Source organism: Pseudoalteromonas luteoviolacea H33-S, from assembly GCF_001625695.1.
Taxonomy (GTDB): domain Bacteria; phylum Pseudomonadota; class Gammaproteobacteria; order Enterobacterales; family Alteromonadaceae; genus Pseudoalteromonas; species Pseudoalteromonas luteoviolacea_B.
On sequence record NZ_AUXY01000100.1, the window covers coordinates 38,059 to 50,409 of the forward strand.

General features: G+C 40.0%; 15 protein-coding genes. 3 read left to right on the top strand and 12 right to left on the bottom strand.

The window, feature by feature from the left end; all coding sequences use genetic code 11:
• Window positions 1–107: 107 nt before the first annotated feature.
• Window positions 108–560 (top strand): helix-turn-helix domain-containing protein, encoded by a 453-nt coding sequence (locus N477_RS20260; RefSeq protein ID WP_063361998.1) that lies wholly within the window; start codon window positions 108–110, stop codon window positions 558–560.
• Between the two features lie 26 nt (window positions 561–586).
• Here N477_RS20260 and N477_RS20265 read toward each other — a convergent pair whose 3' ends face one another.
• The 11 genes from N477_RS20265 to N477_RS20315 form a co-directional block, all read right to left on the bottom strand.
• On the bottom strand, window positions 587–931 hold the full coding sequence (locus N477_RS20265; RefSeq protein ID WP_063361999.1) for a hypothetical protein: 345 nt from the start codon (window positions 929–931) through the stop codon (window positions 587–589).
• A gap of 1 nt (window position 932) precedes the next feature.
• Window positions 933–1,484 carry a hypothetical protein gene (locus N477_RS20270; RefSeq protein WP_063362000.1) on the bottom strand — a complete coding sequence of 184 codons (552 nt, stop codon included), beginning with the start codon at window positions 1,482–1,484 and terminating at the stop codon, window positions 933–935.
• A gap of 162 nt (window positions 1,485–1,646) precedes the next feature.
• Window positions 1,647–2,021, bottom strand: a complete 375-nt coding sequence (locus tag N477_RS20275; RefSeq protein ID WP_063362001.1) for a hypothetical protein — start codon at window positions 2,019–2,021, stop codon at window positions 1,647–1,649.
• A gap of 283 nt (window positions 2,022–2,304) precedes the next feature.
• A complete protein-coding gene (recR, locus tag N477_RS20280) occupies window positions 2,305–2,904 on the bottom strand; it encodes a recombination mediator RecR (RefSeq protein WP_063362002.1) in 600 nt (199 codons plus the stop codon).
• A 132-nt stretch (window positions 2,905–3,036) separates the two neighbouring features.
• Complete coding sequence (locus N477_RS20285; RefSeq protein WP_063362003.1) at window positions 3,037–3,633, bottom strand: rhomboid family intramembrane serine protease; 597 nt, start codon at window positions 3,631–3,633, stop codon at window positions 3,037–3,039.
• Between the two features lie 124 nt (window positions 3,634–3,757).
• A complete protein-coding gene (locus tag N477_RS20290; protein WP_046356395.1) occupies window positions 3,758–4,084 on the bottom strand; it encodes a YbaB/EbfC family nucleoid-associated protein in 327 nt (108 codons plus the stop codon).
• A 59-nt stretch (window positions 4,085–4,143) separates the two neighbouring features.
• Complete coding sequence (dnaX, locus tag N477_RS20295; RefSeq protein ID WP_063362004.1) at window positions 4,144–6,690, bottom strand: DNA polymerase III subunit gamma/tau; 2,547 nt, start codon at window positions 6,688–6,690, stop codon at window positions 4,144–4,146.
• A gap of 5 nt (window positions 6,691–6,695) precedes the next feature.
• Entirely contained in the window at window positions 6,696–7,241 is a 546-nt protein-coding gene (gene apt / locus N477_RS20300; protein WP_063362005.1) for an adenine phosphoribosyltransferase, read from the bottom strand.
• A gap of 386 nt (window positions 7,242–7,627) precedes the next feature.
• Window positions 7,628–8,398: a DNA-binding domain-containing protein gene (locus N477_RS20305; protein ID WP_063362006.1), complete on the bottom strand. Its 771-nt coding sequence runs from the start codon at window positions 8,396–8,398 to the stop codon at window positions 7,628–7,630.
• Entirely contained in the window at window positions 8,398–9,237 is an 840-nt protein-coding gene (locus tag N477_RS20310; protein WP_063362007.1) for a DUF692 domain-containing protein, read from the bottom strand. Before N477_RS20310 ends, N477_RS20305 begins: the two co-directional genes overlap by 1 nt.
• A 38-nt stretch (window positions 9,238–9,275) precedes the next feature.
• Entirely contained in the window at window positions 9,276–9,695 is a 420-nt protein-coding gene (locus tag N477_RS20315) for a hypothetical protein (RefSeq protein WP_063362034.1), read from the bottom strand.
• Between the two features lie 195 nt (window positions 9,696–9,890).
• Here N477_RS20315 and N477_RS20320 point away from each other — a divergent pair, with 195 nt between their 5' ends.
• Together N477_RS20320 and N477_RS20325 are read left to right on the top strand one after the other, a co-directional pair.
• Entirely contained in the window at window positions 9,891–10,871 is a 981-nt protein-coding gene (locus N477_RS20320; protein ID WP_063362008.1) for a tRNA-dihydrouridine synthase, read from the top strand.
• 44 nt (window positions 10,872–10,915) lie between these two features.
• Window positions 10,916–11,281, top strand: a complete 366-nt coding sequence (locus tag N477_RS20325; RefSeq protein WP_063362009.1) for a hypothetical protein — start codon at window positions 10,916–10,918, stop codon at window positions 11,279–11,281.
• On the opposite strand, the gene N477_RS20330 is transcribed toward N477_RS20325, so the two are convergent.
• Window positions 11,268–12,284, bottom strand: a complete 1,017-nt coding sequence (locus N477_RS20330; RefSeq protein WP_081216465.1) for a hypothetical protein — start codon at window positions 12,282–12,284, stop codon at window positions 11,268–11,270. The two genes, N477_RS20325 and N477_RS20330, sit on opposite strands and share 14 nt — an antisense overlap.
• Window positions 12,285–12,351 lie beyond the last annotated feature (67 nt).

Consider the following 12,351-nt stretch of genomic DNA (forward strand, 5'->3'; position numbering starts at 1 on the left):
TGTCAGAAAAAATGATTAAAATTAACCCCGACCCAATTAGACAACTTGTTACATTTAATGTAGGCTATCTGGGTCAACTGAGTAAATAATTGATCGGATTGGGTTATATGTCAACATCTTTTGCAACAAGATTGAAACAACTAAGGGTTTCCTTAGAGGAATCTCAAATCAGTTTTTCTGAAATATTAGATATACCTACAGCCTCTTATCGCAAGTATGAGAAGGGAGAGAGAGAGCCGACTCTATCAGTAATTGAAAAGTTTTTTTCACACCCATTAACAGAAGGCCACGCTTATTGGTTAATTACTGGTGAACAACGACCCAATGGGGATACTTCTAATCAAGGTATGACCTCGGCTAATGTAACCCAATCGTATAACAAAGACTTTGAAGACGAATTTATCAAAACAGCTAAAGAAAGCTTATTATTCATTTGCCACTTGGGTTGGTTTAAAAGAGGAAAAGAAGTTAACTTTGAAAGTTGTGGAAAGATTTTACTCAGAGACCTTGAACCATTCTTAAATAAGCAAACTAACAATCAGAGTAAAAAAATTAGTTGATCCACGTTTTTATACAAATAATAAGTTTATTTTATAACTTTTAACTTTGCTTTTTGTGGACTATGTTCCTGTGGATTTAGACTATAATCCTTTGAGTCATCTCTAAATCCTTCAACACGCTTTAATGCCATCTGAACTGCATCATGTTTTGTCATATCGTTATCTATTTCTAACGCCTTTCCAAGGTCCATAACAATTTCATATGCCTCGTCATATAGCTCATCCGGTACCTCTTCTTCCGAATTTGGCTTAATAAAGAGTGCTCTTATTTTTTCTTCAAATCGATTTAAGTTGTGGCCATTAATAATGGCCGCAAGAATAAAGCAAATAACAAGGCAGTGTATCAATAGAATAACAATCAACAATGGCATACTAGTAATCCTTTGCATACTTTCTTTGCATAAAGCAGTTAAACGGATATTTTGCGACCAACAAGCTTTGTGCAGTGCTAAGCACTAATATAGACAACATGTAGTAAGGATAAAACCATTCGATATCTAAATAGCCATAAAGGACTAACTGCACCGTTTTTATTAGCATTGCTGCAAATGATAAATAGCAGGCATACCTGGCATCCTGAGAAAAAGTGCACTCTCTTATTGCATGCAAGAGGGTTAGTGCAATAATAAATGATGCACTTCCACTGGCAGCAACAAAGTAAAGAATTTGCCTTTTTACCATTTTATCTATTTGTAAACTTGGCAAAAATTCCAGTAATTGGTGGAATAAAATAAAACTAGCGACAGTTACAAACGCAGTTAGGAAGCATGAATGCAGTTCATGGTCAGACTTGGTTTTTAAACTTGTATTGCCAGCGAAGACAAGTTGCACCCAACGCTCTTTAAAAAGGTATAGGAAACTAAATACTACAAAACAGCCAAACCCGATTGAGAACCAAGCTGCTAAATTTATTAATTCATCCATAAAGGCAAACTTTTGTTTTTAAGTACTCAAGAGCAAACTTTACCAGTGTTTATGACTGCATTGATGCACTTAACCTGTGCCAAAACAAACATAAATGATTTTAATCTAATGAAAAACTTCATTTATGAAACAGGGTTTGATTCAAAAAGTACAATAGGGATTTTATTTAACGACCCATAGATTGGCTTTCTTTTCATCAGGTAATTCTTTAGTTATATCATCAAGCGAATTATTTTTGTTCATGACGTCATGTTTTTGATCTCTAAACGCTTCTACACGTCTAAACACACTCTTTACACCATTATACTTAACCATATCATTGTCACATTGCAATACAACGGCAAGATCATCAACTATTTCATATGCCTGATGGTAGTCCTTTTCAGAAATCTCTTGATCTACAAAATCTTTATTATCCAGGGTCACATTTTTTATTTTTCTTTCAATAAAATTTAAGTTGTGGCCTTTAACTATTACAGAAATACATATAGCGATAACAATAATATAAAGCAATATAGCGGCGATGAGCATTATCACAATGAAAACCTTATATATTTAAATAAGATAGAAAACTAGACGTGTCCTCTTTGATTACTTGTTTAATAACTCCATGTCAATCAAAACCAAACATATATCGTAAAATAACAAGCTTTTAGCCGTCTAATGATGTAAAAACTATCAGCTCTCCGATAATAAATTTCTCTATACCTAATTGCAACTTTTAATTTTACAACTTTTAAACAAACCTAACCAAAAGGCGATATTTAATACGATACGGTACAAAAGAGCATCTATATTTAATAAAACAAAATAGTATAGGTTACAGCATCTTACGTCCCGAAAATGCATGCATCAATGTCATACCATCAACCAAATCAAGCTCTCCACCAACAGGCATACCATGAGCAATTCGAGAAGCTTTCACATTTGAGTTATTACACAATTCAGCAATGTAGTGTGCTGTGGCCTCGCCTTCAACAGTTGGATTTGTAGCCAAAATCACCTCTTCTATGTTTCCCTTTTGCAAAGTCTGTTGCAATTTATCTAAACCAATCTCTTGCGGGCCAATGCCATCAAGAGGTGATAAATGCCCCATTAATACAAAATACAAACCCGTATATTGACCGGTTTGCTCAATTGCTAGTACATCCGTCGGAGACTCAACAACACATAATAAACCTGTATCTTGACGTTTTACACTATCACAGATATCACAAATGGGTGTTTCAGAAAAAGTGCGACAAGATTCACAATGACCAATATCTTGCATCGCTTGTGTAAGGCAATTACCTAACTGAGAACCACCCTCTCTGTCTCTTTCTAATAAATGAAACGCAATTCGTTGAGCTGATTTTGGACCGATCCCCGGCAAACATCTCAGAGCTTCAACTAAAGCCGCTAATTTAGGTGATAATTGCATATATCCTCAAGTTAGGCGCTAAACACCAGTTACTTTTATCTTTAAAACGCGATAATAAGACATCACGCGCTTGATTGAAAGGTATCAAAGTACAGTCACTACCAAGCGTTCAAAAATCATCATGAGTGTTTGTTATTTAGACGAACGCTTTGCAGAATCAGTGCTTTTTTGCCTCTTAAACCTCAAAAAGTAAGCTGTAAGCACACCACTGGCAAAACCAAATAAATGACTCTCACTACTAATATTTTCTGAAAAGTCAAATAATGTGGCAAGCAAGTTTATATTTGCATAATAAGTGGCCGCAGCTAATAAAATTAAACTGATGACACTTAGTAAGTTTCTTTTAAAAACAGCATAGCCAATTAGAAAACCATAGTACCCCATTACAACGCCTGAAGCACCGATATGGTTACCACTACCCGCAAACAACCAAACAAGTATACCCGTTAAAGAAATGATCGCTGTACTGGCCGTCTTAAAACCGGGTAACCGACTGGCCAAGTAGCCACAAATCATTAAACCGACTAAGTTTCCACCTAAGTGGGACCAAGAATCATGTACAAAAGGCGCTGTCACAATACCCGTAATATGATTTTGGCTAAGAGGGATAATACCCAGCTTTTCGACAGGCACTCCAAACGAACTGACCAACATCACGACAATCATTGTCAACGATGCATAAAGGACGTATTTAAAATTAGTTGGAAAAAGAAATTTTGAGATGCGCATTCCAATCTATCTTACTGCTTGATGTCATTGGAATAATATAGCGGCTTGAAGAAGAAGTCTTCATAATTTGCAATTGGCAAATAAAAGCCGCTACAGATAAGTTAGAAGTTCATTCGCTTCTAATTTAGAAAGGCATTTTAAACCCTGGTGGCATTTGCATTCCGCCAGTTACGTCAGACATACGCTTTTGTGACTCTTCACCTACACGGCGAACAGCATCGTTTACTGCAGCGGCTAGTAAATCTTCGATCATGTCTTTGTCGTCTTCCATTAGGCTTTCATCAATTTCTACACGGCGAACGTTGTGGCTACCAAGCATAGTTACCTTCACAAGACCAGCACCTGCTTCACCAGTTACTTCTAAGCTTTTGATTTCTTCTTGGGCTTTTTCCATGCGCTCTTGCATTTGCTGAGCTTGCTTCATGATATTGCCCATTCCACCTTTAAACATAGTGTACTCTCTTACTTCAATAATTTAATTGGCTCAAAGATAAAGTCTATTGCTGTCAATTACAATGCCTTTACCGATTTTTCATTTACTACCGCGTCAAACTCAACCACCATAGTCTGAATTATGGGATCTGAGTTTACTGCGTCAACGGCTTCTAAATACCGTTTTTGATCAATATCTTGTTGAATTAAAAATGGCGTTAATTGCACCTGTTCAACAAACTCCATTTGCAACTCCACTGGCTCGTTCAAAGCAAGTGTGAATGATTGCTGCAATTTATCCCTTAGCATAGGTGAGTCTAAATGTTGTTGGCTCTGTTCAGCCTTCAAAACACATGTATTACCCTGCTTTTCAAACATGGCATGCAAAGCAAACTGTCTAACACGACCACTCAATCCCATTTTCTCTATCAAGTTTGCCCAATCATCTTTCTCATAAGCAAATTTCAAGCTACTAATTGGACTCGTAAAATTCTCAGGGATCGGCATTTCAATCACGTGCTCTGGCTCATCTGTTTTGGCCGGAGCAGGAGATAACTGCTCGAGTAATTCTGGCGCTAATTTACTCTCGTCTTTTTTAAAGCGCTCTGTGATTTCTGGCTTTTTAGCACGAGATACTGGTACACGATGGGTCGTCGCCGTATGTGTATTAGATCGTTCGCTACTATGAGGCTGCGCCGTCGTAGAAGAAGGCTGTGTCTGAGTTTGTGCAGGCATATTCGAATTATTCACAGCGCTTCTGTGAGAATTCAAAGTACTTTGATTAGCCTCAGGCTTTTTGGGCTCTTCAGTGCCGCCCAGTAGCTTGCCTGCGCCAGATATTTGTCTGTTCTGTAAGATTTTGGCTATCGCTGATTGTGCTTGGCCTTGCTTTTGGGAATAAAGCTGACTAGCCGACGGCGCAATCTCTGCACTGCCTGGCGATGACATCTCGCCAGAATTTGAAAAGCCTTCTGATGAACCCGATTCACTAAAGCCCTGCGCAGTCGCTTGAGCCATTATATCGTTATACTGTTGATCAAACTCTGATGGGCCTGAGTCTACCTGCGAAGAATCACTCTCAAGTAAAGAGGGATTAGCAGGCTCTGGTTGTTGAGGCGCATGTTGCTCAAGCACCGCCTGCGGAGTCTGCATAGATGGTTGCTGAAGCGCATGTTGCTCAGGCACCGCCTGCGGAGTCTGCATAGATGGTTGTTGAGGCGCATGTTGCTCAGGCACCGCCTGCGGAGTCTGCATAGATGGTTGCTGAGGCGCATGTTGCTCAGGCACCGCCTGCGGAGTCTGCATAGATGGTTGCTGAGGCGCATGTTGCTCTAGTACTGTCTGCGACTGCATTTGTGCTGGCTGAGACATACCTTGCGCTGCTGCATGTGAAGCATTAGCTACATTCGATTCAGGTACGTTTTGAACTGTTTTTTTTTGGTTTTGATTCAGTATATCGCGCAGTGCACCAGCCTTAGACTTTTTAGCCTCTCCATGATTTGAAGAAGTGGAAACTGGCGCTATGCTCGCTTGTGAAAAATCAGTGCCTTCAAAAGCAAGCAATCTCAACATCACCATTTCAAAGCCAAGTTTTGCATCTGGAGCCCAGCTCAGGTCTTTTTTACCACTTAAAAGTAGTTGATATAACAACTGTGCTGTTTGAGGGGATAATTGCTCTGCAAGTGTTTTAACTTGCTGTTGGTCAAATTGACCTATATGTGCTGCTTGTGGCACCAACTGAGTCAATTGAATAACGTGTAATAGCGAGATTAAATCATCGATTACACTGACAAAGTTTCCATTTTTGAGTGCGATATTTTCAACTTCTGCCATCATGGCATTGCCATCTTGACATAACACTGCGCTCATCAATAACATCGCATGGCTACTGTCCATCAATCCAAGCATCTGTTGTACCGCTGTGACGGTCAAATTACCATTCGTTTGCGCGATAGCTTGATCAGTCAAACTCAACGCATCACGCATACTGCCATCGGCAGCTTTTGCCAAAATACTGAGCGCATCATCTTCAAACTGAAAGCTTTCTTGCGGCAGTATTTTAGCCAGCTGTTCTACAATTTGTCCTTTTGCCATTGCATTAAGGTTAAACTGTAGGCAGCGCGATAAAATCGTAATCGGGAGCTTTTGAGGATCGGTCGTCGCTAATAAAAACTTGACGTGCTCTGGGGGCTCTTCCAGTGTTTTAAGCAAAGCATTAAAACTATGCTTAGACAGCATGTGTACTTCATCAATGAGGTACACTTTATAGCGTCCACGAGTGGGGGCATATTGGACATTATCTAAGATCTCTCTTGTGTCCTCGACTTTTGTCCTTGAAGCAGCATCGATCTCAATCAAATCAATAAACTTACCTGATTCGATTTCTATACATGTGCTACATTGACCACAAGGTGTCGATGATATGCCCTCTTCGCAATTTAGACTTTTCGCGAAGATCCTAGCAATAGTCGTTTTACCCACACCTCGGGTACCTGTAAACAAATAAGCGTGGTGTAACCTTTGCTCATTTAAGGCGTTTATTAATGCCTGTTTTACATGTTTCTGCCCCATCATTTCATGGAATGACTGGGGTCGCCACTTTCTTGCTAAGACCTGATAGCTCATTGATACTACTCGCCGTCGAACTCTACTAATTTTAGAATATTAATGCCCAATGCAGTCACTCGCTCTTCACCGCCTAATTCAGGTAGTGAAATAACAAAAGCAGCATCTGTCGCTTGCCCACCCAAACGAGATACCAATTGCGCTGTCGCTTCAATTGTGCCACCAGTTGCCAATAAATCGTCAACCAACAATACTTTATCACCTTCTACTACTGCATCAGTATGAAGCTCTAATGTATCTTCACCATATTCTAATTGGTAAGACTGACTGATCACTTCTCTTGGCAATTTGCCCGGTTTACGCACAGGGATAAATGGAATACCAAGCGCTAATGCCAGTGGGGCACCAAAAATAAACCCGCGGGATTCAGTACCAATAATCTTATCAAATCCTTGGTCCTTATACGCTGCAACAAAAGCGTCGATTGTTGCTTGGAATGCTTTTGGATTAGCAAGTAATGTAGTTACATCTCTGAACATGATCCCAGGCTTTGGGTAGTCTGGAACAGTTGCAATGCTATCTTTGATCAAAGACAAGTTTTGTTGTGTCATAATCGTTCGTTTTTCAGATTTCTTTTAGAAAGAAAGTGATTATAACAAGAAAGGATCGACTTTAAACGAGAATGGAAAAAAATCGAAGAAAAAACGAGTAAAGGTACAATAAATGGGCCAAACTCGGTGAATAAGTAACCCATAAAATCTTGCTAATTTGTTATCTTAGACGCATCTAGAAGTTTAGCCACCTAAATAGATCCAGCCAAGGATCGCATTTAAGCATCCGATACCAACAAAGCATGCAAGAAAAGCGAGAAAATAGGAAAGTTTGAATGGATCTTTTCGTTCAGAGTTAGACATGAGAACAACCTTAGTTTTGTGCCTTGAAACCAAATAAGAGAGTCAAGGCGTTAGCACAAATCGCGTTCACATCTTAGTAGAACTTATGACATCAATAAAGGTGAGCGGCTGCTTTTATCTACAACAATTCCTTTTTCAGCGAACTGCTGTAAAGTTTGTAGAGCGCCCACTACCAATTGTGAAGCTGTAAAACCAGAAGTTTGTTGGGCTATTTGCTCACAAATCTCCAAAACACTCATACCTGGTTGCTGCTCAACGCTCGCCAGCAATAGACTTGTCATTGGATTTAATGCGATAAACTGGATCTCTTCTTCTAAATCTCGATACACGACAAAGCTATATGGCCCCTCTTGAGGTTGCTCTGGTTGATAGCCAACTTGAATTTGGTGGACTGGAAAGGTGTACTGCACACATTGAGCAACACTAGAAAGAAATAAGGGTTGATGTTCGTCGAGCTCAGCATCAAATAGCAAGTCATAATTATCACGCTGCAAAATCGACACATTCAGTTCCACCCATTCATAATGTGCTAATTCAAACATAAATACCGGATCTGACTCTTTAGGGCGATAACCTTGATCCAAATACTTTAAAAACTCCTGACTGATCTCCAAAAAATAAGGACTTGTACATTGATGCTCAGCAAAAAACTGCCTGACTAATGCTATCCAGCTTTTCTCATCATATAGGCTTTTTAATACAGGAAACGCTGATGCAACAAACCCCTCTACATTATTAAAAAACAACTCTCTGTAAATTTTCATTCTGCGATCTTCAATATCGCTAGGTTTTACTGCATTTTCAGGATCTTTAATATGGGCAACAAAAGCAGCTTGAACTTCTTGAAACGACATTAAGCAATCCCTCTTTGCAGCTTCTGATGCACTGCTTGAGCTTGATGTATTTGTTGCACTTCAGTGAGCAGTAAATTTAAAGGTGGAATATTAAAGTCACGCTCCAATAGCGTTGGAAACAGCCCGTGTAACTCATATGCTTTTTGCAGTAACGCCCAAACAGGGTCACATACGTCTGCCCCATGAGTATCGACTAATAAATCTTCCGCCTCTTCGTAGTGGCCCGCAATATGACCATATGCAATTCGTTCAGTTGGCATTGCAGCAAGAAAAGACATGGCATCGTAGCTATGATTAATCGAATTTACATAGATATTATTGATATCCAATAGCAAATCACAATCTGCCTCTTGTAAAACAGCGAGCGTAAAGTCAAGCTCAGACATTTCTTGCCCTGGCGCCGCATAATACGATACATTTTCTACAGCTATGCGCCTCTCAAGTCGCTCTTGAACCTCAGCAATCCGCTTGGCTGTATGCATGACCGCTTCTTCAGTAAATGGGATGGGCATCAAATCATACATATGCCCATTGCCCGAACAATAACTGAGATGCTCGCTGTAGCACTTGACGTTATGCTGCTCAAAAAAAGTTTTTAAATCAGCAATAAATTGAGTATCTAGCGGATCTGAGGAGCCAAGTGATAACGATAAACCATGACAAACAAAATTATGCTGCTCAGTTAACTGCTCAAACTGCTTAGCAAACCGCCCACCCAGTGTCATCCAATTTTCTGGTGCAACCTCGTAAAAATCCACCGTGTTAGGCGCACTGTTCAAAATGTCATCTAACATTTCTCTACGCAGGCCAAGTCCGACATGGCCGAAACTCTTATTCATTATCACTTCCTAATCTACATGCCACTCGACACTATTTATTAGTGGCTACCACCACATTTTCCTTCGCCGCATTTACCTTCTTTGCTTTTAGTGCTGCCACCACATTTACCTTCGCCACACTTGCCTTCTTTACTTTTTGCTGCGCCACCACATTTACCTTCGCCACACTTACCTTCTTTACTTTTTGCAGCGCCGCCACATTTACCCTCGCCGCACTTACCTTCTTTGCTTTTAGCACCGCCGCATTTACCTTCACCACACTTGCCTTCTTTGCTCTTTGCGTCACCACCACACTTACCTTCGCCACACTTGCCTTCACTCGCATCTACTTGATAACCCGACGTCATAACTTCATAAGAAAATGGGTTTGCAGACGCCTCTCCAGAAGCCAAAGCTGCAGAGCTTACAACTGCTGCACTTAAAGTTAACGCTAAGGAATTTTTCTTTACTGTATTCATAATTTTTCTCTCAATCATTAATTCGGGTTCATTTAATAGACCCAGTTACCTGAAAACAAATTTCAAAGTTTTTCTTTTTTGAGTGTACAGCCATACACAGTGGGTACTTAGAGTATGAGGAACAGATAAGATTTATATTAATAATTCGCTCCATCTCATATAGAATAGCCCGAATTTTAATTTGGTGCAGTACTGATGAAGCTTATATTGGCCCCAATGGAGGGCGTTGTCGACTTTAAAATGCGTGAATTACTCACAGATATCGGTGGTTTTGACCTATGCGTCACTGAGTTTGTTCGTGTTGTTGACTTAACTTTGCCTAGACGTGTATTTGTCCGTTATTGCCCAGAACTACTCAACGGTGGACTTACACGAGCAGGCACCCCCGTTAGAATACAATTGTTAGGTCAAGTACCTCATGTACTTGCAGCGAACGCTCGAAAAGCAGTCAAGCTAGGGTCACATGGTGTTGACTTAAATTTTGGCTGTCCTGCAAAAACAGTCAATAAGAGTAAAGGCGGTGCCGTATTACTCAAAGAGCCAGAACAAATTTACCAAATCATCAAGGCAGTGCGTGAAGCTGTGCCTTACGAGCATGTGGTAAGCGCGAAGATCCGACTCGGATTCGATGATGATGCAAATAGCAGTGAAATTGTCGACGCAGTGCAAAGTGCAGGAGCGTCTAGCTTAGCGATTCACGCAAGAACTAAACGCGACGGCTATCGCCCTCCTGCGTATTGGGAAAAAATCCCTCCTCTACTTGAAAGACTCACCATCCCAGTCGTTGCTAATGGTGAAATATGGCAAGTAGAAGACGCAATTAGGTGCCAACAGCAAAGTCAATGTGAAGATTTAATGTTAGGCCGTGGTGCCCTTGCTACCCCTGATTTGGCGGCAAAGATAAAAGCACATATCAATAAACAAGATTATAAACCACTTGAATGGCAAGAGGTGGTATACCATATTGTCCACTCCTCTATGCATCAAGATGAGAATGTCAGTGAGAAATACTTTTCTGCCAGAACAAAACAGTGGCTTGGTTACCTAAAATTACAATATCCTCAAGCGCACGATTTATTCGAGGAAATAAAACGCTTAAAAGCCAAATCCGAAGTTGTTAGCATATTACAGAAATACGTAAAATCTCCGTCTCTTGATTCAAATCATAACGTCTAAGTTACTCTGCAATAGATAATGGGCCTTCAGAGGAGAAGCAGCCCATGAATGAAAATCTACTAAAGCAATGTCAAGAAAAGTTAAGGGAAGAGCTTGCTCGTACACGAGCAAGCTTTGTCCTGGATTTAAAAACAAACACAAACCCCGTTATATTGGCGTTAGCGGAGTTATTAGAAAATACGGCACCGTCTGATTGGATTGATAGCATTAACGAGAAGATATGCCCAAGCCAATTTCCGAGCTATCAACGGTTAGTACAACTAGAAGCTGCTTTGTGTCAAATTGATATTGGCCAATTTGGCTTTTGTTGCGATTGTGAACAAGAAATCGAAGACGCCTTATTAATGCAAGATCCTGCGACACAAAGGTGCACACAATGTTGCCCAGTAACAAAAATTAAAGAGGCTTAAACTGCTCAAGCAATACAAATATCGAAGCAGGATAAAATACGATATTTTTGAGTAAAGCATAGGCTTGCGCTTCATCCAGCGCTAATTTAGATTGTAGCCTATGCATTGCTTGTTGCTGTGACCATGAAAATGCATGTACACCTAGGTCTACTTCAGCAACAATGGCGGCAATATAGAGATTATCGTTATCTAATTTATATTCACAACGACTAAACGTTTCACGAATATCAATAAAATGGTCTCGCCAATTTAAACCTGATTTGTATTGACAGGCATTTGCGAGAAAAGCCAACACAAATGGTTTGTTATATCCTACAGAACGCCATTCAAAAGCGACTTTCGACAAGCCTTTCTTTTTACTGTCTTGTAATATGCGCAAAAAGTCATGTGGCGCTTGCACTGTTCTAGTATAGTAATTTAGCTTACTTTGATACCACTCTGTGCCGTTTGGAAGTTGAGATAGTCCAATGCCTGAACGCGTTTTATATTGTGTAAGAAACGCCTTAAACGCATTTACCGTATCACTTTGGTGATCTGAGTCAGATAAATAATCCATTAATTGGCTTTTTTCGATTCTAGAGAGATAGATATTACTCTCGGCCCCATCTTCCAATCGTCTTTTGACATTCAGTAACCATGTATCAATTTCTTGAGGTGAAAAATAGGCTTGTGACAATGCTAGAACATTAGTCTGTACCGGCCAGCTTAAATAACGCTCAGGATAGCGCTGCTGTATTTTTAAATACATAATTGTGCTCGCGTCGAACTGAGACAACTCTTGTGCATTAATTGAATCAAGCAACGCATGCCTTTGTGATAAGTACACCTCATCATATGGCATTGCCTTATCAAAATCAGACTCTTGAGAGCCAGACATAAACCAGTTTAGAGCATGAAGCTTTTGCGTAAAGTCAGCTAAGTTAACAGGCGCTTTAGATTCGCTACAAGCGCTTAAAATAAATATGCTAGACAGCACGGTGGCAAATACACGACTTTTTGACATTTTCTCTCCAAACAAACGGCTCTCTGATGGCCTAAATTTAACTTGTTAGATTTGAACTTAGCTATAT

Coding starts and splice junctions, on each gene's coding strand:
- apt (WP_063362005.1), bottom strand. CDS start 7,241: ATGACACAACAAAACTTGTCTTTGATCAAAGATAGCATTGCAACTGTT.
- N477_RS20285 (WP_063362003.1), bottom strand. CDS start 3,633: ATGCGCATCTCAAAATTTCTTTTTCCAACTAATTTTAAATACGTCCTT.
- N477_RS20315 (WP_063362034.1), bottom strand. CDS start 9,695: ATGAATACAGTAAAGAAAAATTCCTTAGCGTTAACTTTAAGTGCAGCA.
- N477_RS20270 (WP_063362000.1), bottom strand. CDS start 1,484: ATGGATGAATTAATAAATTTAGCAGCTTGGTTCTCAATCGGGTTTGGC.
- N477_RS20330 (WP_081216465.1), bottom strand. CDS start 12,284: ATGTCAAAAAGTCGTGTATTTGCCACCGTGCTGTCTAGCATATTTATT.
- recR (WP_063362002.1), bottom strand. CDS start 2,904: ATGCAATTATCACCTAAATTAGCGGCTTTAGTTGAAGCTCTGAGATGT.
- dnaX (WP_063362004.1), bottom strand. CDS start 6,690: ATGAGCTATCAGGTCTTAGCAAGAAAGTGGCGACCCCAGTCATTCCAT.
- N477_RS20265 (WP_063361999.1), bottom strand. CDS start 931: ATGCCATTGTTGATTGTTATTCTATTGATACACTGCCTTGTTATTTGC.
- N477_RS20310 (WP_063362007.1), bottom strand. CDS start 9,237: ATGAATAAGAGTTTCGGCCATGTCGGACTTGGCCTGCGTAGAGAAATG.
- N477_RS20305 (WP_063362006.1), bottom strand. CDS start 8,398: ATGTCGTTTCAAGAAGTTCAAGCTGCTTTTGTTGCCCATATTAAAGAT.
- N477_RS20325 (WP_063362009.1), top strand. CDS start 10,916: ATGAATGAAAATCTACTAAAGCAATGTCAAGAAAAGTTAAGGGAAGAG.
- N477_RS20290 (WP_046356395.1), bottom strand. CDS start 4,084: ATGTTTAAAGGTGGAATGGGCAATATCATGAAGCAAGCTCAGCAAATG.
- N477_RS20320 (WP_063362008.1), top strand. CDS start 9,891: ATGAAGCTTATATTGGCCCCAATGGAGGGCGTTGTCGACTTTAAAATG.
- N477_RS20260 (WP_063361998.1), top strand. CDS start 108: ATGTCAACATCTTTTGCAACAAGATTGAAACAACTAAGGGTTTCCTTA.